Annotated in this window: 21 protein-coding genes and 2 riboswitches; of the genes, 8 read left to right on the forward strand and 13 right to left on the reverse strand. The window is 67.0% G+C overall.

The features are described 5' to 3' along the window. Positions 1-90: 90 nt before the first annotated feature. Both HMP09_RS07210 and HMP09_RS07215 read right to left on the reverse strand, forming a co-directional pair. The gene (locus tag HMP09_RS07210; protein ID WP_176499806.1) at positions 91-450 is read right to left on the reverse strand and encodes a VOC family protein; all 360 of its coding nucleotides are present in this window, start codon (positions 448-450) and stop codon (positions 91-93) included. Positions 451-604: 154 nt separating this feature from the next. After that, the gene (locus HMP09_RS07215; RefSeq protein WP_176499807.1) at positions 605-2,140 is read right to left on the reverse strand and encodes an aminoacyl--tRNA ligase-related protein; all 1,536 of its coding nucleotides are present in this window, start codon (positions 2,138-2,140) and stop codon (positions 605-607) included. Between the two features lie 237 nt (positions 2,141-2,377). Here HMP09_RS07215 and HMP09_RS07220 point away from each other — a divergent pair, with 237 nt between their 5' ends. Then, positions 2,378-3,238, forward strand: a complete 861-nt coding sequence (locus HMP09_RS07220; RefSeq protein ID WP_176501625.1) for a DMT family transporter — start codon at positions 2,378-2,380, stop codon at positions 3,236-3,238. Between the two features lie 131 nt (positions 3,239-3,369). Here the strand turns inward: HMP09_RS07220 and HMP09_RS07225 are convergent, their stop codons facing one another. The 7 genes from HMP09_RS07225 to glmU all read right to left on the reverse strand — a co-directional run bounded on the left by HMP09_RS07225 (position 3,370) and on the right by glmU (position 12,287). Further along, positions 3,370-3,882: a CcdC protein domain-containing protein gene (locus HMP09_RS07225; protein WP_176499808.1), complete on the reverse strand. Its 513-nt coding sequence runs from the start codon at positions 3,880-3,882 to the stop codon at positions 3,370-3,372. Between the two features lie 142 nt (positions 3,883-4,024). Continuing rightward, positions 4,025-5,599 carry an aminomethyl-transferring glycine dehydrogenase subunit GcvPB gene (gene gcvPB, locus HMP09_RS07230; protein WP_176499809.1) on the reverse strand — a complete coding sequence of 525 codons (1,575 nt, stop codon included), beginning with the start codon at positions 5,597-5,599 and terminating at the stop codon, positions 4,025-4,027. Further along, a complete protein-coding gene (gcvPA, locus tag HMP09_RS07235; RefSeq protein WP_176499810.1) occupies positions 5,596-6,966 on the reverse strand; it encodes an aminomethyl-transferring glycine dehydrogenase subunit GcvPA in 1,371 nt (456 codons plus the stop codon). The genes gcvPB and gcvPA overlap by 4 nt, the downstream gene beginning before the upstream one ends. A 113-nt stretch (positions 6,967-7,079) precedes the next feature. Further along, on the reverse strand, positions 7,080-7,451 hold the full coding sequence (gene gcvH / locus HMP09_RS07240) for a glycine cleavage system protein GcvH (RefSeq protein WP_176499811.1): 372 nt from the start codon (positions 7,449-7,451) through the stop codon (positions 7,080-7,082). 1 nt (position 7,452) lies between these two features. Continuing rightward, positions 7,453-8,685, reverse strand: a complete 1,233-nt coding sequence (gene gcvT, locus HMP09_RS07245) for a glycine cleavage system aminomethyltransferase GcvT (RefSeq protein ID WP_176499812.1) — start codon at positions 8,683-8,685, stop codon at positions 7,453-7,455. A gap of 47 nt (positions 8,686-8,732) precedes the next feature. Next, a riboswitch (glycine riboswitch) is annotated at positions 8,733-8,838 on the reverse strand. 1 nt (position 8,839) lies between these two features. Then, a riboswitch (glycine riboswitch) is annotated at positions 8,840-8,943 on the reverse strand. A 195-nt stretch (positions 8,944-9,138) separates the two neighbouring features. Continuing rightward, entirely contained in the window at positions 9,139-10,962 is a 1,824-nt protein-coding gene (gene glmS, locus HMP09_RS07250; protein ID WP_176499813.1) for a glutamine--fructose-6-phosphate transaminase (isomerizing), read from the reverse strand. 23 nt (positions 10,963-10,985) lie between these two features. After that, positions 10,986-12,287, reverse strand: a complete 1,302-nt coding sequence (glmU, locus tag HMP09_RS07255) for a bifunctional UDP-N-acetylglucosamine diphosphorylase/glucosamine-1-phosphate N-acetyltransferase GlmU (RefSeq protein WP_232090861.1) — start codon at positions 12,285-12,287, stop codon at positions 10,986-10,988. Positions 12,288-12,466: 179 nt separating this feature from the next. On the opposite strand from glmU, the gene HMP09_RS07260 reads away from it, so the two are divergent. Both HMP09_RS07260 and HMP09_RS07265 read left to right on the forward strand, forming a co-directional pair. Beyond that, complete coding sequence (locus HMP09_RS07260; RefSeq protein WP_176499815.1) at positions 12,467-13,150, forward strand: HAD-IA family hydrolase; 684 nt, start codon at positions 12,467-12,469, stop codon at positions 13,148-13,150. After that, a complete protein-coding gene (locus tag HMP09_RS07265) occupies positions 13,147-13,506 on the forward strand; it encodes a hypothetical protein (protein WP_176499816.1) in 360 nt (119 codons plus the stop codon). The genes HMP09_RS07260 and HMP09_RS07265 overlap by 4 nt, the downstream gene beginning before the upstream one ends. Here the strand turns inward: HMP09_RS07265 and HMP09_RS07270 are convergent. Genes HMP09_RS07270 through HMP09_RS07285 form a run of 4 tightly spaced genes read right to left on the reverse strand, consistent with a single transcriptional unit; the run spans position 13,503 to position 16,045 of the window. Continuing rightward, a complete protein-coding gene (locus HMP09_RS07270) occupies positions 13,503-14,480 on the reverse strand; it encodes a nucleotidyltransferase domain-containing protein (RefSeq protein WP_176499817.1) in 978 nt (325 codons plus the stop codon). The genes HMP09_RS07265 and HMP09_RS07270 overlap by 4 nt on opposite strands. Continuing rightward, positions 14,477-15,337, reverse strand: a complete 861-nt coding sequence (locus tag HMP09_RS07275) for an HprK-related kinase A (protein ID WP_176499818.1) — start codon at positions 15,335-15,337, stop codon at positions 14,477-14,479. Before HMP09_RS07275 ends, HMP09_RS07270 begins: the two co-directional genes overlap by 4 nt. After that, on the reverse strand, positions 15,334-15,609 hold the full coding sequence (locus tag HMP09_RS07280) for an HPr-rel-A system PqqD family peptide chaperone (RefSeq protein ID WP_232090751.1): 276 nt from the start codon (positions 15,607-15,609) through the stop codon (positions 15,334-15,336). The genes HMP09_RS07275 and HMP09_RS07280 overlap by 4 nt, the downstream gene beginning before the upstream one ends. A 4-nt stretch (positions 15,610-15,613) precedes the next feature. Next, entirely contained in the window at positions 15,614-16,045 is a 432-nt protein-coding gene (locus HMP09_RS07285; protein WP_176499819.1) for a hypothetical protein, read from the reverse strand. Positions 16,046-16,366: 321 nt separating this feature from the next. Here HMP09_RS07285 and HMP09_RS07290 point away from each other — a divergent pair, with 321 nt between their 5' ends. The 5 genes from HMP09_RS07290 (at position 16,367) to pstB (ending at position 22,440) form a co-directional block, all read left to right on the forward strand. Beyond that, positions 16,367-17,593: an ATP-binding protein gene (locus HMP09_RS07290; protein ID WP_176499820.1), complete on the forward strand. Its 1,227-nt coding sequence runs from the start codon at positions 16,367-16,369 to the stop codon at positions 17,591-17,593. A 46-nt stretch (positions 17,594-17,639) separates the two neighbouring features. Continuing rightward, a complete protein-coding gene (locus tag HMP09_RS07295) occupies positions 17,640-18,698 on the forward strand; it encodes a substrate-binding domain-containing protein (protein ID WP_176499821.1) in 1,059 nt (352 codons plus the stop codon). Positions 18,699-18,993: 295 nt separating this feature from the next. Beyond that, complete coding sequence (gene pstC / locus HMP09_RS07300) at positions 18,994-20,370, forward strand: phosphate ABC transporter permease subunit PstC (RefSeq protein WP_176499822.1); 1,377 nt, start codon at positions 18,994-18,996, stop codon at positions 20,368-20,370. A 76-nt stretch (positions 20,371-20,446) separates the two neighbouring features. Continuing rightward, positions 20,447-21,661, forward strand: coding sequence for a phosphate ABC transporter permease PstA (gene pstA, locus HMP09_RS07305; RefSeq protein ID WP_443026464.1), 1,215 nt, complete (start codon positions 20,447-20,449; stop codon positions 21,659-21,661). Next, positions 21,661-22,440 (forward strand): phosphate ABC transporter ATP-binding protein PstB, encoded by a 780-nt coding sequence (gene pstB, locus HMP09_RS07310; protein ID WP_132738279.1) that lies wholly within the window; start codon positions 21,661-21,663, stop codon positions 22,438-22,440. Before pstA ends, pstB begins: the two co-directional genes overlap by 1 nt. The last annotated feature ends 4 nt before the right edge of the window (positions 22,441-22,444 follow it).

Here is a 22,444-nt window from a genome sequence, read left to right on the forward strand (position 1 = left end):
AAGGGTGACAATCTTTTCGCTGGTCGCGTCGAAATGGCGATATCCACCCTAGACCCGTTGCCACACACCAAACCGACGTCGAGTGCGGTGTCAGGCAGGATCGTCGGGTTGCCAGAGTTCGATCGGGTTGCCTTCCGGATCTTGGATGCGGGCGAAACGGCCGTAACCGGGCATGTCCCATTCCGGATCCGTTATCACCGCGACCCCCGCCGTGCGGAGCGTCGCGATGAGGCTATCGATATCGTCGACGCGCAGATTGAGCATCCAGGGGCGATCCGTCGGGAAATAGTCGGCGTCGACCGCGAACGGCGCAAAGACGCTCGGTCCGGCCTGTGTCTCCCACGATCCATACGGCACCGACCCGACGCCGAGATGCTCGACATACCACGCACGAATCGCCTCCGGGTCTCTTGCCCGGAAGAAGAAACCGCCGATCCCCGTCACGCCCATGCCTGCCCCCCTACGGTCGACTCGCCCACGCGGTTGCGACGATACCAGACGGGGAACCACATCGCAGCGGACAGACCGGTCCACTTTGGTTGCTCCGTGGCATGGCGTGTACAGGCCAATGCCAGGGCTCGGCGGACGCAACCGATCAGCGCGTTTAGTAGGCGCGGCCGATCAGGATCCGCTCCACCGCGGGTTCGCCGGTGAAGATGCACGCGCCGTCGTCACATCCGGTCTGACCCATCGGCGCGTTGCGGATCGTGAGCTTCAGCGCCTTCAACCGTTCGACGACCGTGTCGAGCGCGGCACCAGTGGGCTTGGACCAACGGACATCGACCCAGCCGGGGTTCTTCACGCCGTCTGCGAAATGCGCTTCGACCGCGGCGAAGTCGTTGGCGGGGACGATGTTTGCCTTCACCCGGTTCATCGATTCGACGTGGAGCGTCGCCTGGACGTCGTGCAGCATGCCCGAGACTTCACTCACGAACGTGTCGCGCGCGACGGCATTGCTGGCGAGCTTGCCGTCCTCGCGGTAAAGCGAATCGCGGCGGATCACGGTGACGTTGCCGCCGGCGACGTCGCGGCCGCCGACTTCGATGACGATCGGGGCGCCTTTCTTGACCCAGCCCCAGCGCTTGGTCGCGGTCTTGGCAGGCTTGAGGTCGAGCAGGACGCGGACCGGTTCGCCGAGCGCGGACTGTTTGGCGAGGTCGGCCTGAAGCGCCTTGCAATAGTCGACGATCGCCGCGTCCTCGGGGACGTCGCGCAGCATCGGCACGATCACGACCTGCCACGGTGCGATCATCGGCGGCACGCGCAGGCCGTCGTCGTCGCCGTGAACCATGATGACCGCGCCGATCATCCGCGTCGACACGCCCCAGCTGGTGGTGTTGCAGAACTCGAACTCGCCGCCCGCATTCTGGAAGCGGATGTTCTGCGCGGTCGCGAAATTGGTGCCGAGAAAATGCGAGGTGCCCGCCTGGAGCGCCTTGCCGTCCTGCATCATCGCCTCGATCGAATAGGTCGCGACGGCGCCGGGGAAGCGCTCGTTTTCAGGCTTCTCGCCGGCGATCACGTGGAGGCCGAGGCACTCCTCGGCGAAGTCGCGGTACACTTCGAGCATCTTGAGCGTCTCGTCGCGCGCCTCTTGCGGCGTGGAATGCGCGGTGTGGCCTTCCTGCCAGAGGAACTCGCTGGTGCGCAGGAACATCCGCGTGCGCATTTCCCAGCGGACGACGTTGGCCCATTGGTTGATCAGCACGGGCAGGTCGCGCCACGACTGGACCCAGCGCGCGAACGCCGCGCCGATCACCATCTCGGAGGTCGGGCGCACGACCAGCGGCTCCTCAAGCTTGGCCTCGGGATCGGGGATCAGGCGACCATAGCCGTCGGCCTTCAAGCGGTGATGCGTGACGACCGCCATTTCCTTGGCGAAGCCGTCGACGTGTTCCGCCTCCTTTTCGAAATAGGAGAGCGGGATGAAGAGCGGGAAATAGCAATTCTCGTGGCCGGTGGCCTTGATCCGGTCGTCGAGCAGGCGCTGGATCCGCTCCCAGATGCCATAGCCCCAGGGGCGGATGACCATGCAGCCGCGGACGCCGGATTCCTCGGCGAGATCGGCCTCGGAGATGACGGCCTGGTACCAGGCGGAAAAATCCGCCTCGCGGGTGACGGGGAGTGCGCGCTTTATCATGGGGTGCGCTTATCGCGAACGCGGTGCTTCGTCACCCCATGCTACCGCTCCTCCCCCGTCATCCTGACGAAAGTCAGGACCCAGGATACCACCCGCACCGCTTTTCGCTCTGGGTCCTGACTTTCGTCAGGATGACGGGCGTGTGTAGCGGGATGGCGGACGTTTGGGGTGGGAGGACGGCCGCGGTTTGCGTAGACGCCCTTGGTGACCACCGACCGCATCCTTCCCGCCATCGGCATGCGATTGCTGTCCGTCGTGATCTTCGCGCTGATGAACACCGCGATCAAGCTGGCCGAGCGGCACGGTGCGAGCGTGTCGGAGATCCTGTTCTTCCGCCAGTTCGGCGCGTGCGTGCTCGTGTCGGGTGTGATCTTCGCCGGCCCCGGCCTGCCCTCAATCGCGACCAAGCGCCTGCCTGCGCACATCGTTCGCGCGGTCGTCGGGCTGTCGGCGATGGCGTTCACCTTCAACGGGATCGTCGCGCTGCCGTTGGCCGAGGCGACGACGATCGGGTTCACGGTGCCGGTGTTCGCGACGATACTCGGGGCTCTCATCCTGCGCGAGCCGACCGGGTGGCATCGCTGGGCGGCGGTGGCGACGGGGTTCGCCGGCGTGCTGATCGTCGCACAACCCGGCGGCGAGCATTTCCCCTTATGGGGCGCCGGCTGCGCGCTGGCGGGCGCGTTCGGGACGGCGAGCGTGTCGATTTTGCTGCGCCAGATCGGCAAGACCGAGAGCGCGCTGACGACGGTGTTCTGGTTCTCGGCGCTGTCGCTGATCCCGCTGTCGGTGTTCTACGCGCGGGCGGCGCAATCGCATGATCTGGTGGCTTGGATCTGCCTGGCGAGCGTCGGGATCTTCGGTGGCTTGGCGCAGATCGCGATGACGACCTCGCTGCGGCTCGGGCCGGTGTCGGTGGTGGTGCCTATGGATTATTCGAGCTTGTTGTGGGCGACGGTGCTCGGCTGGCTGGTGTTCGACACGCTGCCGGCGGAGGCGACCTGGGTGGGCGCACCGATCATCGTCGCGAGCGGGCTGTATATCGTCTGGCGCGAGCATGTCCGGCGGCGCGAGGAAACCGAGCAGGTGATTGCTTGAGGTCGTAAGCGAAACTTCATCGCACAGTCATTCCCGCGGAGGCGGGAACCCAGACTGGCTGACCTGTCGGGCAGATTACCACCGCTTGCCAGTATGGGTCCCCGCCTTCGCGGGGATGACGATGGTGAGCGCTACCCAGCCCGTGCCGTCTCGAGCAGCCGCTTCGCCCGCAGGTACATTTCGATGCGTTGCGTGGTGAACAGGCCGAGCCCGAGCGCCACGAGCATGTCGGTGACCGCGAACGCGTCGAGGTGCAGCGCTTGCCCATCGCCGATCACCGCGCGCGCGCCGGTGCGGACCGCGACGATCGCGACCAGGAACAGCACCGCCGCCGGCGACGAGGCGATGTTGAGCGCATGGCTGTCGGGATCGACGGTGATCCGCATCATCTTGCCGCGCTGCCAGCCGAGCGCCGCGCCCATCGCCAAGGCGATCGAGCAGAACAGCCAGGCGAGGCCCTGCGGCGGGTACATCGTGAGCATGTAGACCGCGGCCGCGGCATAGATCGCGGGAAACACCCAGAGGCGTTCGAGCTTGAGCGGCTTGACCACGCTCATCCGGCGCCAGCGCACCGCGAATACCACCGCGATGATGACGGCCGTGATCGCGTAGCTGATCCAGCCTTGTGCGTCTTGCGCCTGCATGTGTCTTGGCCCCCACCCTGTCCGGGCGGAGGCTAGAGCGGTTGCGGGTCGCTCGGCAATCCGTTTTCCTGCGCACGCAGGAATCCAGGGTTACGCAGAGCAGCGTTCGGGACCCCGGGTTACTGCGTTCGCAGGAGAACGGTTACTCCGCCGCTTCAGCCAGCGGCGCCGGCTCCTTCCACACCAGAACCGGCTTCCGCGCCGCAAGCGTCTCGTCGAGGCGCGCGCGGGGGGCGAAATGCGGCGCGGTCTTGAGGCTCGGGTCACCGGCCTTGGCACGTTCGGCGACCGAGCGGAGCGCGGCGATGAACTGGTCCAGCGCGGCCTTCGATTCGGTCTCGGTCGGCTCGACCAGCATCGCGCCGTGGACGACGAGCGGGAAATACATCGTCATCGGGTGGAAGCCCTCGTCGATCAGGCCCTTCGCGATGTCGATCGTCGAGAAGCCAGCGGCGAGGCCGGAATCCGAGAACAACGCCTCGTGCATGCACGGACCCGACGGACCGAACGGCGCGTCGAGCGTGTCGTCGAGGCTGCGCAGGATGTAGTTCGCGTTGAGCACCGCATCCTCGGACACCTGGCGCAGGCCGTCCGCGCCGTGGCTGAGGATGTAGGTCAGCGCGCGCGTGAACATGCCCATCTGGCCGTGGAACGCGACCATCCGGCCGAAGCTGCCGGCGTGATGCTCGCCCGCGGTTTCCTCCTCGACCAGGACGAACTGGTCCCCCTGCTCTTCGACGAAGGGCAGCGGCGCGAACGGCGTCAACGCCGCCGAGAACACCACCGGACCCGAGCCGGGACCGCCGCCGCCATGCGGGGTCGAGAAGGTCTTGTGCAGGTTGATGTGCATCGCGTCGATGCCGAGGTCGCCCGGCCGGACGCGGCCGACGATCGCATTGAAGTTCGCACCGTCGCAATAGACGTAGCCGCCCGCCGCATGCACCGCGTCCGAAATCTCGCGCATGTCGCGCTCGAACAGGCCGCAGGTGTTGGGGTTGGTGATCATCACGCCTGCGACGTCGGGGCCGAGCCGGGCCTTGAGCGCTTCGGTGTCGACGCGGCCCTCGGCGGTGGCGGGGATATCCTCGACACTATAGCCGGCGAACGCGGCGGTGGCGGGATTGGTGCCGTGCGCGCTCTCGGGGACGAGGATGATCTTGCGCGCGCCTTCGCCCTTGGCTTCGAGCGCGGCGCGGATCGCGAGGACGCCGCACAGTTCACCGTGTGCGCCCGCCTTGGGGCTCATCGCGACCGAGGTCATGCCGGTGAGCGTGACGAGCCAGTGCGCGAGCTGGTGGATCACCTCCAGCGCGCCCTGTACCGTGTCGACCGGCTGGAGCGGGTGGACGTCGGCGAAGCCGGGCAGCCGCGCCATCTTCTCGTTGAGGCGCGGATTGTGCTTCATCGTGCAACTGCCGAGCGGGAAGAAGCCGAGGTCGATGCCGTAATTCTGACGCGACAGGCGCGTGTAGTGGCGGACGGTTTCGGGCTCGGACAGACCGGGCAGACCGATCGGTGCCTTGCGCGTCAGGGCGCCGAGCATGTCATGCGCGACATCGCCCTCGCCAAAATCGACACCCGTCGTCTTCGCGTCGCCGATCTCGAAGATCAGCGCCTCTTCCAACATCAGCGCCTTGTTGCCGGTGACGCTCGCAGGGACGCCGCCGGTGTTCGCTTCGGGCGACGTCGGACGCCATCCGCTCTGGTTGATGCTCATGCCAGTATCTCCCCAAGGACGGTGGACAGTGCGGTGGCGAAGGTTTCGACGTCTTCCGCGGTGGTCGTCTCGGTCACGGCAACGACCAAGCCATTGGCCAGCGCATCCTTGCCCGGATAGAGCCGACCGAGCGATACGCCCGCCAGGATGCCGCGATCCGCCAGCGTGCGCACGACCGGGCGTGCCTCGACCGGCAGCTTCAGCGTGAATTCGTTGAAGAAGTGCGTGTTGAGCAGCTCGACCCCCGGGATTTCCGCGAGCCGCCGCGCCGCGTGGACCGCACCCGCATGGTTTACCCCTGCGAGCCGACGCAGACCCGCTTCGCCGAGCAGCGTCATGTGGATCGAGAAGGCCAGCGCGCACAGGCCGGAATTGGTGCAGATGTTCGACGTCGCCTTTTCGCGGCGGATATGCTGCTCACGCGTCGACAGCGTGAGCACGAAGCCGCGGCGGCCATCGGCGTCGACCGTCTCGCCGCACAGGCGGCCGGGCATCTGGCGGACGTACTTATCCTTGCAGCCGAACAGGCCGACATAAGGCCCGCCGAACTGGAGACCTACGCCGAGCGACTGCCCCTCGCCGACGACGATATCCGCGTCCATCTCGCCGGGCGAGGCGATCGCGCCGAGCGCGACCGGCTCGGTGACGACCGCGATCAGCAGCGCCTTCTTGGCGTGGCACGCGTCGGCGAGCGGGCGGAGGTCGCCGATCCGGCCGAGGATATCGGGATATTGGACGACGACGCACGACGTATCGTCGTTGATCTTCGCGATCAGCCGGTCGAGGTCCATCTCGGGCACCAGCCGCGGATCGGTGGTGTCGAGCACGTCGCCGGTGAACTTGGCCATCGTCTGCGACACCGAGACGTAATGCGGGTGAAGCCCGGCCGACAGGATCGCCTTGCCGCGCTTGGTGATGCGACGCGCCATCACGATCGCCTCCCAGCACGCGGTCGAGCCGTCATACATCGAGGCGTTGGCGACGTCGGTGCCGAGCAGCCGCGCGACCTGAGTCTGGAACTCGAACAGCATCTGCAGCGTACCCTGCGCGATTTCCGGCTGGTACGGCGTGTAGGCGGTCAGGAACTCGCCGCGCTGGATCAGGTGATCGACGCTGGCGGGGACGTGATGCTTGTACGCGCCGCAACCGAGGAAGAACGGCGCTTCGCCTGCGGTGAGGTTTTTCTTCGCGAGCGCCGACATGTGGCGTTCGACCGCCATTTCGGACGCGTGCATCGGCAGGTCGCGGACGGGGCCGTCGAGGCGGGCAGCCTCGGGGACGTCGACGAACAGCTCGTCGATCGTCGCGGCGCCGATGACGGCGAGCATCGCCGCGCGGTCGGGCTGGGTCAGGGGAAGGTAGCGCATTCTAGTCTCCTCCCCCCCCGTTTACGGGAGGGGTCGGGGGAGGGAATGAGGCGGGGAACGACTGTATAAGCCCCTCCCCCGGCCCCTCCCGCAAGCGGGAGGGGAGCAGCGACTTAAAGCCCTTCGACGAAGGTCGCGTAGGCGGCTTCGTCCATCAGGCCGTCGAGTTCGCTCGGGTCGCTGAGCGTCAGCTTGAAGAACCAACCGGCGGCTTCCGCGTCCGAGTTCACCAGGCTCGAATCGTCGGTCAAAGCCGCGTTGCCCTCGATGACGGTGCCCGAGACCGGCGAATAGACGTCCGACGCGGCCTTGACCGACTCGACGACCGCGGCTTCGTCGCCCTTGGTCAGCTGCTTGCCCGCTTCGGGAACCTCGACGAACACGACGTCGCCGAGCTGGCTCTGCGCGTATTCGCTGATACCGACGGTGCCGACAGCACCGTCGACATCGACCCACTCATGATCCTGCGTGAAAAAACGGCTCATATCACTTGGCTCCTGCGCGGACGTAGCGGTGGGGAATGAAGGGCATCGCGGTGACGGTCGCGGTATGGACCTTGCCGCGCTGTGCGATCTCGATGCGGGTGCCCGGCGCGGCGAGCGCGAGCGGCACATAGGCCATCGCGATCGGCTTCCCGAGCGTCGGCGCGAAGCCGCCGCTGGTCAGGCGACCGATCGTCGCGCCGGTATCGTCGATCACCTCGGCGCCTTCGCGGGCGGGCTGGCGGCCCTCGACGATCAGGCCCACTCGCTTGGTGGCGGGGCCATGCTCGCGCTCGGTGAGAATGCGCTCGGCACCGGGAAAATCGGCGGCTTCGCGGCGACGCTTCGACAGCGCGAAGCCGAGATCGGCCATCACCGGCGTGATCTCGGGATCGAGATCGTGGCCGTAGAGCGGCAGGCCGGCTTCGAGACGCAGCGAATCGCGCGCGCCAAGACCGATCGGTTTGATCTCGGGGAGCGTCAGCAGCGCGTCGGCGAAGGCGACGGCGTGGTCGGCAGGGATCGAAATCTCGACGCCGTCCTCGCCGGTATAGCCCGAGCGGCTGATCCAGACCGGAACGTCGTTCCAGTGGAACGCGCCCGCGGTCATGAACACGAGGCCGTCGACACCGGGGACGATTCGCGCAACCGCCGCGACCGCTTTCGGGCCCTGCACCGCGAGCAATGCCTGGTCTTCGAGGATGTTGATGGTGACGTCGTCGGGCAGATGCTCAATCAGATAGCTGACATCGTCATATTTGGTCGCGCCATTGACGACGACGTAGAAGCTGCCGCCCGCGGTCGGCGACGGGTGGAGCGGATCGTACGCCTCGGGCTCGACGTCGGACGCGGAGAAGGGCGACGGCTGATCGTCGGGCAGCCGCGTTGCCATCAGGTCGTCGAGGATGCCGCCGTCCTGCGCGAGCAGCAGCGAATAGCGCATCTTGCCTTCGCCCAAGCCCGCGATGTCGCCCGGCAGAACGGTTTCGAGCGCGTGCGCGACGCCTTCGCCGGAGAAGACGAGCTGGCCCATGTGGCTGACGTCGAACAGGCCGGCCGAGTCGCGCGTCCAGGCGTGTTCGGCCATGATGCCTTCATACTGGATCGGCATCTCGTAGCCGGCGAACTCGACCATACGAGCGCCCTGTGCGCGGTGCCACGCGTCGAGCGGCAGTGGCAGGATCTCGGGCTCGACGTAATCGTCGGCCTGATCGATGATGCTGGCGTAATCGCTCATGCTCGTCTCCGTCGAAGGGGCGCGCGGCACCCGGTGGTGCTGCGATCCGAACCCCCTCTGTCACGGGACCTGAGAGCTTTCGCGGCGGACTTGTCCAGCGCTTACCCCTTCGGTGGCCCTCGACTTACGTCAGGACGCTTTCCAGAGTGTCGATCAGCCCCGCGCGGTCTCTGGTGCCTGAGAGATTCCGGGGTGGTTGCTCCTTCGGCGGTTCCTTTGGTCCTCAAAGGACCGGAAACGCTCTCCCGCGCGGTGCCATGCCGGTTGCCCGACATCGACGCCGCGAGTTGTGACGCGGCGCACAATTTTAGTCAATCGAGCGTTTGGGGTTCGGCGAGAAATCCGGCCTTTGCCGTTCCCCCGCGGAGGCGGGGGTCCAGGGTCCCAAACGATATCGGTTATGACCCTGGACTCCCGCCTTCGCGGGAGAACGGCAAGTTAGTGCGCCGAAGTCTATTCCACCGTCACGCTCTTCGCCAGATTGCGCGGCTGGTCGACATCCGTCCCCTTCAGCACCGCCACATGATACGCCAGCAACTGCACTGGTACCGCGTACACCAGCGGCGCGATCAAGGGGTGGACCTTGGGCATGGTGATCGTCGCCATGCAGCCCTCGCCCGCCGCCTGGATGCCGTCATAGTCCGAGATCAGCACGACCTTGCCGCCGCGCGCCATGACTTCCTGCATGTTGCTGACGGTCTTGTCGAACAGCGGCCCCGACGGCGCGATGACAATGACGGGCACGTGCTCGTCGATCAGCGCGATCGGGCCGTGCTTCATCTCGCCCGCGGCATAGCCCTCGGCGTGGATATAGCTGATTTCCTTCAGCTTCAGCGCGCCTTCGAGTGCCAGCGGGTAATCCGTCCCGCGGCCGAGATACAGCACGTCGCGCGCGCCGGCGATGTTGTGCGCCATCGCCTCGATCGCCTCGTCATAGGCGAGCGCGCCGTTGAGCGCGGCGGGTGCCTCCGACAGATGCCGAACGATCTCGCGCTCCTGCTCCTTCGACAACAGGCCCTTCGCGCGCGCCAAGTTCGCGGCCAGCGCAGCGAGCACCGCGAGCTGGCAGGTGAACGCCTTGGTCGAGGCGACGCCGATCTCGGGCCCGGCATGCGTCGGCAGCAGCAGGTCCGCCTCGCGCGCCATCGAGCTGGTCGGCACGTTGACGACGACCGCGATCTTCTGCCCCTCGGCCTTGGCGTGGCGCAGCGCCGCGAGCGTGTCCGCCGTCTCGCCCGACTGCGAGATGAACAGCGCGAGCCCGCCATCCTCCATCACCGGCGCGCGGTAGCGGAATTCGGACGCCACATCGAGGTCGACGGGCACGCGCGCGAACTGCTCGAACCAGTATTTCGCGACCATGCCGGCGTAGAAGCTCGTCCCGCATGCGACGATCGTCACGCGCTTGATGGTCGACAGGTCGAATTCGGGGATCGGCAGCGAAACCTCGCCCTCCATCCGCTTCAGGTACGAGCGGAGCGTCTGCGCGACGACGATCGGCTGCTCGTAGATCTCCTTGAGCATGTAATGCTTGTGATTGCCCTTCGAGATCACCTCGCCGGTGATTCCCGAGATCGTAATCGCACGCTCGACGGGCGTATTGTCACGATCATAGACCTGCGCGCCGTCGCGGGTCAGCACGACCCAATCGCCTTCGTCGAGATACGCGATCCGCTGCGTCAACGGCGCGAGCGCGAGCGCGTCGGAGCCGAGATACATCTCGACCTCTCCGTGGCCGACGACCAGCGGCGAACCGAGCCGCGCGCCGATCAGCAAATCGGGATGCTGGCGGAACAGGATCGCGAGCGCGAACGCCCCGTGCAGCCGGGGCAGCACGTCGCGGACCGCCGATACCGGGTCCATCCCCGCCTCGACCTTCTCGCTGACAAGGTGCGCGACGACTTCGGTGTCGGTCTCGCTCGTAAAGGTGCGGCCGCGTGCGATCAGTTCGTCGCGCAGCGGCTTGAAGTTCTCGATGATGCCGTTGTGGACGACCGCGACCTCGCCGGTGGCGTGCGGGTGCGCATTGTTGGTGGTCGGGCCGCCGTGCGTCGCCCAACGGGTATGCGCGATACCGGTCTTGCCGGGCAGCGGATGCGTGGCGAGTTCGTTCGCCAGATTGACGAGCTTGCCCGACGCGCGCCGACGCTCGATCGCGCCGTCATGGCCGGTCGCGATCCCGGCCGAGTCATAGCCGCGATATTCGAGCCGCTTCAGTCCGTCGAGCAACCGGCCCGCGACATCGTCGCCGCTCAGAATTCCAACGATCCCACACATTCGATCTTACTCCAGAAACGCGCTTATCGGGCGGCCTTGCGGGCTATCATCTTCTCACGGAACCGAGCGGCCCAACCCGACTTGGCAACCTGCAGTGGCCGGACCAGCGCCAGCGCATCGGCCTCGACATCCTCGGTCAAAACCGATCCCGCCGCGACGATCGCGCCTGCGCCGACCGTGACGGGCGCGACGAGGGCCGAGTTCGAGCCGATGAATGCGCCTGCGCCGATCACGGTGCGGTATTTGAAATAGCCGTCATAGTTGCAGGTGATCGTCCCCGCGCCGATGTTCGCGCCGGCGCCGATGTCCGCATCGCCGATATAGGTTAGGTGGCTGACCTTGGCGCCTTCGCCGACGATCGCCTTCTTGATCTCGACAAAGTTGCCGACCTTGGCGTCGGCGTGCAGGTCTGCGCCGGGGCGGAGGCGAGCGAACGGGCCGACGTTCGCGCCCTTGCCGACCGAGGCACCCTCGATGTGGCTGAACGCGTGGATCGTCGCGCCGTCTTCGATGCGAACGCCGGGCCCGAACACGACATTGGGTTCGATCACGACGTCGCGGCCAAGTTGCGTGTCGTGCGCGAACCAGACGGTGTCGGGTGCGATCAGCGTGACTCCGTCGGCCATGGCCTGTGCGCGGCGCGTCGACTGCCATGCGCCTTCGACGCTGGCGAGTTCGCCGCGACTGTTGACGCCGGCGACCTCGTCCGCGCCGGTTTCGATGACGGCGGACGCGCGGCTGTCGGCGCCTGCCAGCCCGACGATGTCGGTAAGGTAATATTCGCCGGCCGCGTTGTCGTTGCCGAGTCGATCGAGCAGCGCGAACAGGTCGGTCGCGCGCACTGCCATCAGCCCGGAATTGCACAGCGTCACTGCCCGTTCCGCCTCCGACGCGTCCTTATACTCGACGATCCGGTCCATCCGGCCCGCGGAGTCGGCGATGACGCGACCATAGGCGCCGGGTACTGCGGGACGAAAGCCGAGCACGACGACGGCGGGCGTGTCGTCGCCGTGCAACCGGTCGATCATCCGCTGCATCGTCGCGGCTGTGACCAGGGGCACGTCGCCGTAGAGGATGAGGACGTCGCCCTCGAACCCTGCCAGTGCTTCGCGCGCCTGTGCCACCGCGTGGCCGGTGCCGAGCTGCTCGGCCTGGAGCGCGGTGGAAATCCCAAGCGGCGCGACCGCCGCTTCGACCTGTTCGCGCCCTGCCCCTGTCACGACGACGGTCTTCGCCGGATGCAACGCCGCTGCGCTTGCAACGAGATGAAGCAGCATCGGTCGCCCGGCGATCGGATGCAGGACCTTGTGGAGATCGGATTTCATCCGCGTACCCTTGCCCGCGGCGAGGATCACGACTGCGATAGGATGGGCCAGGGGATGGGCCAGAGGATGGGCTGGGGGACGGGCTGGAATCGGTTGGTCGATGGAATGCGTCGTCATGGAAGGATCGCTGCCACGAAAGCCTTGCCAGTTCCATAGTCTCGCTGGCAGGCCCCCACCCAATGACGCATTTTTTATTCGATATCGTCGGGTTCGACCTCGACGGCACGTTGCTCGACACCAGCGGCGACCTGGCCGCCGCGGTCAACCATGCGCTTGGTCTGGTCGATCGACCGCCCCTTGCCGTCGAGCAGGTCAAGCCGATGATCGGCGGCGGTGCACGGCACATGCTCAAGCAGGGCCTGACCGCGACCGGCGGCTATGACGAGGCGATGCTCGACACGCTGCATGCCGCGCTGCTCACCTATTACGAGGCGAATATCTGCGTTCTGACAAAACCTTATCCGGGTGCAATCGACGCGCTGGACACGTTGGCAGCGAAAGGCGTGACGCTCGGGATCGTCACCAACAAGATCGAGCGGTTCGCGCGGATCGTGCTGGGCGACCTCGGGCTGACCGATCGGTTTGCGTGCATCCTGGGCGGCGATACGCTTGCGGAGTCGAAGCCCTCGCCGGTGCCAATCCACGCGATGGTGACGCGGTGTCGGGAAAGCGGGGGCGGCGGAGGACGTGCCGCGTTCGTCGGCGACTCGATCTTCGACATCCAAGCCGGGCAAGCGGCAGGCCTGCCGACGATTGCGTGCAGCTTCGGTTTCCTCATGCAGCCTGTGGCCGAGCTTGGCGCCGACGCGGTGATCGACGGTTTCGACGACCTCGTCCCGACGCTCGAAAGGCTCGGCGCATGAACCGGGCCGTTCTCACACGCGTCGCGCTGGTATTGGCCGTGGTGTTCGCGGTGACGATGGCGCTGCTGCCGAAGCCGCCACACATGCCGATCGACCAGTTCGGCGACAAGTTCGGGCATATGCTCGCCTTTGCGACGATGGCGTTGCTGGCGGCGCTGTCCTATCCGACCGCGCGACTGTCCCGGATCGGCGAGCGGCTGTCGTTCCTGGGCGCGTTGATCGAGGTGCTGCAGGCGATCCCGTCGCTGCACCGGGACTGCGACATTTACGACTGGATCGCCGATACGGTCGCGATCACCGTCGTGTTGCTGATCGTCTGGGCCGTCCGGCGCACGCGTGGCGCGCGGCTTAACTAAGCCTTGCGCCATTTCGTCCAGAGGTGGCGGATGAGCATGGCCGGCGGCATGCGCAGCCAGTGCGAGCGGACGTAGAAGGCTAGCCGGGTGATCGGCCGGATCGGCCTGCCCCAATCGTCGCGCGCGGTGATGCGGCGCAGATACAGGCGATCCAGGCCGTGCGCAGGACGGTCGCCGAACACCGCGGCGACCAGACGAAGCGACCGCGAAACCTCGCGCTGCAAACCGTGACGACGCGCTTCGGCATCGAGGTCTTGGGTGCCGAACTCGTTGACCAGACAGTGGATATCCCAAAGGTTGCGAAGCCCGCCGGCAAGATCGCCATCGGCGAACAGGTGCGCTGCGGCATGGATCAGCATCCCGTTGGGCGAGAGCGTCCGCAGGCCCTTCTCGAGCGCCACGCTGCCCTCGATCAACGCCGCCGCATCGGGCGTGATCCGCGCGGTCAGCGGCAGGATCGTGTGGTGGACGTCGATCATCCGGTCGCGCTCGCGGTGGATCAGCGGCGGGAGCTCGTGCATCCAGCGGCGATAATAGACGTCGTCATACGGGTCGGGCTTCACCCATTCCCAGCCCGCGGCGAGCAGCGCCGTCTCGACCGCGCCGATCGATGCACGCGGCACCAGTATGTCGAGATCGCCGATCGCGCGGCCCTGCCCCGCCGACAGACCCGCCGCGACGAACGCGGTGCCCTTCAGCAGGATGACCGGGCAATCGACCGCAGACAGCGCACGCCGCGCCATCTCGGCTTCCCACAGCGCGGCGCGGCGGCCGTGTTCGGCAGCGGCGCGTGCGTCGGCGAGGATCGCCGTCACTGCGCCCGGCAGCGGCAAGCCATCGAGTCGCATCGCCAGCGTGCCGATCAATTGCTCCGCCCGCGCCATCGCCAGCAGCGCGGTCCAGCCGTCCCCGTCGAGCCCGACGATGCTGGCCGGATCCGTGAGCGCGCGCGCGAGGATGCGAGCATCGTTCACAAGGCGGCCCACAAGGCCTCGACCTGCTCGATCGCGCGCGCGCCGTCCGGATAATCGATCGCGACCGAAGGAACGTCCGCGATCAAACCCGTCAGCGCACGGAAGCCCGCCTCGCCCAGCGCGACATAATTGGTCGAGGCCTGTGTCATCCGCACGAACGCCTCGGCAGGCGGGACCGGTCGCGTCTCCGCGTCGAAGCCATAGCGTGGAAACACGAGCAGCGCCGGCACAGCCGGGGTATCCATCGCCGCAATCGCGCGCGCGTCAGGGACCATATGGCGGATGTCGCCCTTCGGCGTCGCCGGCATCAGCGGCCCCATCCGCGCATCCGGCCACGCTGCCTCGGCCGCCGCGATCGCCGCGTTCTTCAGGCTGACCAGCCGGGGAAACGCGTGGATCAGCCCGGTCAGCGGATCCAGCAACGCGAACTCGTCCCCCATGAACCGCCAGCCCTTCGCGGCAAGCAAGGTCGCCAGCGTCGACTTTCCCGCCCCCGAAATCCCGGTCATCAACAGCGCCCGTCCATCGCGCTCGACCGCGGACGCGTGGAGCAGCAGATACCGCCGCGCGCCCAATGCCATCTGGAGGTTCATCGCCATTTCGGCCGCGAGCAGCCCCTGGCGCAACGGCAACGGTGCGGCTTCGGGGAGCATATAGTCGCCACCGATCTCCACGGACGGCCGCACGATCCTGCGCCAGGGGCGGCGCGCGAACAGCCGGACGGTAAAGTCGGGCACGCCGTCCTGCGGCTTGGGATAGTCTCGATACAGCGTCTCGAGGTCCGCGATCGGCGCGCGCCAGTCCGAGCCGATACGAAAGCCGACGGGGCCTATCCTTACCAAAAAGGCATGTCTCATAAGCTCTCGACGAGCCCGGCTTCGATCAATTCGTCCAGCCGGGCCGTCAGGGCCGCACGATCCGCGTCTTCGAGATCATAGTCGTGCCCGAGACGGTCCAGTAGGGCATCGAGCGACAGTCCGTCCTCGCCCAATGCTTCCAGGATCTGCGGCGCGGGCTCGGTCAACAGGTGCGTGATGCCCGATGCACGGTGATAGACCGCGGTGAAGGCATCGAGCGGCGCGATCAGCAGGCCTCCACCGGGTGGCCCTCGGAAGATCGGATCGGGCACGGCGTCAGCCGCGCGGCATCTGCAACGATGCGAAGCAGGTGAAGCCGCCCCGGCCACGCTGCAACCGGCGGATGTATTTGACGTAGGCGCGGCTGCGTTCGGAATCGGTACCGGGCAGCGTGCTGCCGCTGGCCATTGCCCGCTTGACCTCTTCGCCCTTGAACGGGCGAGTCGAGGGCGGGAATGCGCCCTTGGTGCGTGCCGGGACGACCCTGCCGTCGGCGTCGATATAGCTGCCCGCGCGGCCCGGATCGGGAACGGGGATCTCGCAGTTCAGCACCGAGCCCGCGGTCTGCGCGAGCGCCGGACGGATCGACACGACCGCCCCCGCACCGACGGCGCCGAGCACCAGGATCCGGCGGCGGGTTGGCACGCTGGGGTGCGCATCGGTGTCCGGGCTTGGCGCCTGGCTCTGATTGGGTTGCGTGTCGTCCATGGTTTCCCTGCTAGACCACAGCCCTTTCACAATCCGGAAGTCCTGACAATATCGCTGTTTCGGCTGCGTCGGGAGCGTGCCGAAGCAGGACGGCTTGACGCTCCGCTCGATGCGCTACGAGACCCGTCGTCCTGACGAAGGTCGGGACCTCCTGTGACGAACGTCGAAGCGTGTGGCTCTGGATCCTGACTTTCGTCAGGATGACGGAGAGGATGACAGTGCCGGGGGAACGGCGTGGCGCCACTCAACGGACGATACCGGTTTGTGCCGCACCACTGTATGGCGCGGTGCTGGACGTCGATTTCGTCCCAGGAGACCGCAATGCTTTCCGGATTTGGCCTGCGTACGTTTTGGGCGATCGTCGTCGTCGTCATCGCTGCTGCAGCGGTGTTCGCGCTCACGCGCGATGTGCAGGGGGCGATCGTCGCGCTGGTCGGCGGGATCGCCGCGGCGCTGGTCGCCGCCGGCACCGGCGACGAGGCGCCGGCCCCCGATGATTCGACGAGCGTTTCACCGTCGGTGCTCGACGACGTGCTCGACGCGATCGTCGCGCCGGTGATGCTGGTGCAGGACGGCCGCGTGGTGGTCGCGAACCGGGCCGCGCGAATGTTGCTGGGCGCGCATATTCTCGGCGAGGACGCGCGCGTCGCGATCCGCCATCCTGCCGCCGCCGAGCGACTGGGGACGCCCGGCCCGATCGACGGCGAGCGGCCGATCGAGCTGGTCGGGCTCGGCACCCGCGACCAGCGTTGGGAGATGCTGCTCAGCGAGACGTCGGAGGGGCAGCGCATCGTCCACTTGGTCGACCAGACCGGCAATTATGCCGCCGAGCGGATGCGAATCGATTTCGTCGCCAATGCGAGCCACGAACTGCGCACGCCGCTCGCGTCGATCCTGGGGTTCATCGAGACGCTGCGCGACGAGGCGGGCGAGGATGCCGAAGTCCGCGCGCGCTTCCTGAAAGTCATGGACGACGAGGCGCGGCGGATGCAGCGGCTGGTCGAGGACCTGATCTCGCTGAGCCGGATCGAGGCGGAGAAATTCCGCCTGCCCGATCAGGCAGTCGATCTCGCACAACTGGTCGAGGATACGCGTGAGGAGCTGGCCGACGCGGCGGGCGATCGCGGTCAGGATCTGGTCGCGACGATCGATCCGAATCTCGCCGCGGTATCGGGGGATCGGGTGCAGCTGTCGCAGATGCTCCACAACCTGATCGGCAATGCGATGAAATACGGGCGCGCGGGCACGCCGGTGACGATCGAACTGAAGCGCGACGATGCCGGGATGATCCGGCTTTCGATCCGCGACGAGGGCGATGGGATCGCGGCGGTGCATATCCCGCGGCTGACCGAGCGCTTCTACCGGGCCGATGCGGGGCGCAGCCGATCGCTGGGCGGCACGGGCCTGGGACTGGCGATCGTCAAGCATATCGTCGAGCGTCACCGCGGGCGGCTCGATATCGCCAGCCAGGTCGGCGTCGGGACGATTGTTTCGGTCGTCCTGCCGCCGAGCGGCGGGGCCACCAAAGCCGGTGTCATAAAAGGGTAACCCAACTGTCACACAGGAGCGTCTTTAGTACCGCTAAGGCCGGTGCATGACGGGAATTCTGGTGCAGCGGTGTGTTCTTCTTGGCCTGGTCGGGGCCCTTGCCGCGTGCGTCGATCAGGCGAATGGCGGCGGTGCGGGCTCGCGTGACCAGATCACTGCGGTTGGGTCCTCGACCGTCTATCCGTTCACGACGATGATCGCCGAACAGCTCGTCGCGAATGATCCCGGTGCCAAGGCGCCGGTGATCGAATCGACCGGCACCGGCGCGGGGATGAAGCTGTTCTGCGCCGGGATCGGCGCAGCGCATCCCGATATCGAGGACGCCTCGCGCCGGATGAAGGCGAGCGAGTACGCCGCGTGCGCGAAGAACGGCGTGCGCGACGTGATCGAGATCCAGGTCGGGATCGACGGCATTGCCTTTGCCGAGGCCAAGAACGGCCCCAAGATGCAGCTGACACCGACCGATCTCTACAAGGCGCTGGCCGCCAATCCGGGCGGCAAGCCGAACACCGCCCGCGTCTGGCGCGACGTGAACCCGGCGCTGCCCGCGGTGCCGATCCAGGTGTACGGCCCGCCCGCGACCAGCGGGACGCGCGATGCGCTCGCCGAACTGATCCTGACCAAGGGCTGCGAGGACAGCGATCCTTCGGCCAAGCCGCTCGCCAAGTCGGATCCCGATGCGCACAAGGCGCTCTGCACGCGCGTTCGCGAGGACGGCGTGTATGTCGATGCGGGCGAGAACGACAATCTGATCGTCCAGAAATTGCAGTCCAACCCGAACGCGATCGGCGTGTTCGGCTACAGCTATCTCGAAGAGAATAAGGACGACGTGAACGGCGTGTCGATCTCGGGCGTCGCGCCGACCTACGCGTCGATCGCGGACAATGCGTATCCGGGGTCTAGGCCGCTTTATATCTATGTTAAGAAGGCGCACCTGACCGCGATCCCGGGTCTGCGGAATTTGCTGAAGCTGTATGCGGCGAACTGGGGCGTGACCGGACCGCTGGTGAAACGCGGGCTGATCGCGGCCCCGGCGGCGATCCAGGCGCGGTCGGCGGCGATCATCGCGAATGAAACGGTGCTGGATCCGGCGGTGTTGTCGTGATGGGTTTGTCGCGCAACCGCGCTGCCTTCCTAGTTCCCCCGCGAACGCGGGGGCCCAGGGGCCAAGCAGGCTATCCGAACTTAGCTGGGCCCCCGCGTCCGCGGGGGAACGAGAGTTTTGCGGTGATCTCATCACTGCCAAACGCCACCACTTATCCCAAAGCCACCACCCCGGCGAAGGCCGGGGCCCAGTTGGGCAACGCTCCATTGGCTGATGCCGCGCTCCCCTACCTCGACCTCTCCAATTGGGCCCCGGCCTCCGCCGGGGTGGTGCTTATGGACGGGCGAAACCTGTAATGTCCGCCATCGCGCTCCTCTTCCTCGTCATCGGTCTCGGCCTGATCGGCTGGCTCACCGCGCGCGTCCGCGCCACGCGCTTTCGTGCGCTCAGCACCGCGCGGTTCAGTTCGCTCCCTGCGCACCATGGCTGGTACGTCGCGCTGTGGACCACGATCCCGCCGCTGATATTCCTCGTGGTCTGGTCGATGACCGCGCCCGCACTCGTCACCGAGGCCGTGCTCGCGACCCCGGCGGCGATCCAGCTCCCCCCGCCCGGCTTCGACCGCGCGTCGATCCTGTCGGAAGCGCGTAGTCTCGCCGAAGGTCGCAGCTTCGGCGCGTTCCACGGCCTCGCGCGCACGCTCGCGCCGTCCTACGCCGCCGCGCAGACGCGTTACGACTGGATCGCGACCGCGCTTGCGCTGCTGCTCGCCTTCGCCGGTGGGGCCTTCGCCTTCACCCGCGTCAAACCCGGTTTCGGCGCGCGCACGCAGATCGAGCGCGTCGTCATGCTGCTGCTGCTCGGCGCGTCGCTGATCGCGATCCTGACCACGGTCGGCATCGTCGCCTCGCTGCTGTACGAATCCGCGCGGTTCTTCTCGGTCGTGCCGATCACCGACTTCCTGTTCGGCACGCACTGGAGCCCGCAGGTGATCGACGCGCGCGATCCGGGTGCGTCGCTCGGCGCGGTGCCGCTGTTCTGGGGGACGTTCTTCATCGGCGCGGTGATCGCGATGATCGTCGCGATCCCGTTCGGCCTGATGAGCGCGATCTACCTCACGCAATACGCCAAGCCGACCACGCGCAAGTGGATGAAGCCGATCCTCGAGATGCTCGCGGGCGTCCCGACCGTCGTCTACGGCTATTTCGCCGCGCTTACCGTCGCCCCCGCGGTGCGCGATTTCGCGGTGTCGATCGGGATCAGCTGGGCCTCGTCCGAGAGCGCGCTCGCCGCAGGGCTGGTGATGGGCATCATGATCATCCCGTTCGTGTCCTCGATGGCCGACGATTCGATCGCCGCGGTGCCCTCGTCGATGCGCGACGGCAGCCTCGCAATGGGCGCGACCTCGTCGGAGACGATCCGCCGCGTGCTGCTCCCGGCCGCGCTGCCCGGCGTCGTCGGCGGCGTGCTGCTCGCCGTATCGCGCGCGATCGGCGAGACGATGATCGTCGTGATGGCGGCGTCCGGCGTCGCCACGCTGACGCTCAACCCGTTCGCCAGCACCACCACCGTCACCAAGCAGATCGTCGACCTGCTGACCGGCGAGGCGGAGTTCGACAGCCCCAAGACGCTCGCCGCGTTCGCGCTCGGGCTGACGTTGTTCGTCGTCACGCTCCTTCTCAACATCGTCGCGCTGCGCGTCGTCAAACGGTACCGCGAAGCCTATGACTGACACGCTCGTGCCCTCACTGCAGACCAGCGGCGCGGAGCCGGTGCGCCGCGTGCCGACCGACTGGACGACGCAGGCGATGCAATCGCGGATCCGCCGCCGTTACGCGTCCGAGCGCCGCTTCCGCTTCGCCGGTCTCGCCGCGGTATGGCTGTCCGCCGCTTTCCTCGCCTTCCTGCTGTTCTCGATGCTGAGCCAGGGCGCGAGCGGGTTCGTCGAGACGCGCGTCGCGCTCCCGGTCGATCTCGCCGCGGCCAAGCTGCCGATCGAGCCCGCGCGGCTGGCCGGACGCGGGGCCGACCTAGCGCTCGCCGGCGCCGGTCTCGAAGGCACCGTCCTGGCCGCCGCGAGCACCGCCTACGGCAAGGATGGCGCCAACCTGCTATCCGACGGCGCGTGGGCGGTGGTCCGCGACGCGATCAAGGCCGATCCGTCGCTGCTCCAGCGCAAGACGGTGTTCGACGTCCCCGTCTCCAGCCCGATCGACGTCGCCGCCAAGGGCAACGGCACGCGCGATGCCGAGGCCGTCGTTGCGCGGCTGAAGGCGCGCGGCGTGCTGACGCGCGGGTTCAACGCGGGCTTCCTGACCGCGGCGGACTCGAACGACGCCACGCGCGTCGGCATCTGGGGGGCGTTCAAGGGATCGCTGCTGACGATGGTCGTCACGTTGCTGCTCGCCTTCCCGATCGGCGTGCTGTCCGCGCTGTATCTCGAGGAATATGCGCCCAAGAACCGCTGGACCGACCTGATCGAGGTGTCGATCAACAACCTCGCTGCGGTGCCCTCGATCATTTTCGGGCTGCTGGGCCTCGCGGTGTTCCTGGGCACGTTCGGCATGCCGCGATCGGCGCCGATCGTCGGCGGGCTCACGCTTGCGCTGATGACGATGCCGGTGATCGTTATCGCCGGGCGCAACGCGATCAAGGCGGTCCCGCCGTCGATCCGCGATGCCGCGCTCGGCGTGGGCGCATCGCCGGTCCAGGTCGTGTTCCACCACGTCCTGCCGCTCGCCCTGCCCGGCATCCTGACCGGCACGATCATCGGCATGGCGCGCGCGCTCGGCGAGACCGCGCCGCTGCTGATGATCGGCATGCGCGCGTTCATCGCCGCGCCGCCGTCGGGCCTGAACGATCCGGCGACCGTGTTGCCCGTCCAGATCTTCCTGTGGTCCGATCAGGTCAGCCGCGGCTTCGTCGAAAAGACGTCGGCGGCGATCATCGTCCTGCTCGTCTTCCTGCTCGCGATGAACGGCGTCGCGATCTACCTCCGTAACCGATTCGAGACACGCTGGTGATGAATTCCAAACCCAAGACGCCGGTCCTGAAAATGACCGCGCGCAACGTCTCCGTCGCGTACGGAAGCAAGCTGGCGATCGATAACGTTTCGATCGACGTCGACCAGGACGAGGTCGTCGCGTTCATCGGCCCATCGGGCTGCGGCAAGTCGACCTTCCTGCGCACGCTCAACCGCATGAACGACACCGTCGCCAGCGCGCGCGTGACCGGGGAGATCAAGCTCGACGGCCAGGATATCTACTCCCCCGACATGGACGTGGTGCAGCTCCGCGCCCGCGTCGGCATGGTATTCCAGAAGCCGAACCCGTTCCCGAAATCGATCTACGAGAACGTCGCCTACGGCCCGCGCATCCACGGGCTGGCGGGCGCGAAAGCCGACCTCGACAGGATCGTCGAGAAGTCGCTGCGGCGCGCCGGTCTCTGGGACGAGGTCAAGGATCGCCTCTCGGACAGCGGCACAGCGTTGTCGGGCGGCCAGCAGCAGCGGCTGTGCATCGCGCGCGCGATCGCGGTCGATCCCGAGGTCATCCTGATGGACGAGCCGTGCAGCGCCCTCGATCCGATCGCGACCGCCAAGATCGAGGAGCTGATCCACGAACTGCGCGGCCGCTATGCGATGGTGATCGTCACGCACAACATGCAGCAGGCCGCGCGCGTCAGCCAGAAGACCGCGTTCTTCCACCTCGGCACGCTGGTCGAATACGGCAACACCTCCGACATCTTCACCAATCCCCGCGAAGAGCGGACCAAGGATTACATCACCGGCCGGTACGGCTGAGTGG

The organism is Sphingomonas sp. HMP9, assembly GCF_013374115.1.
Lineage (GTDB): Bacteria > Pseudomonadota > Alphaproteobacteria > Sphingomonadales > Sphingomonadaceae > Sphingomonas.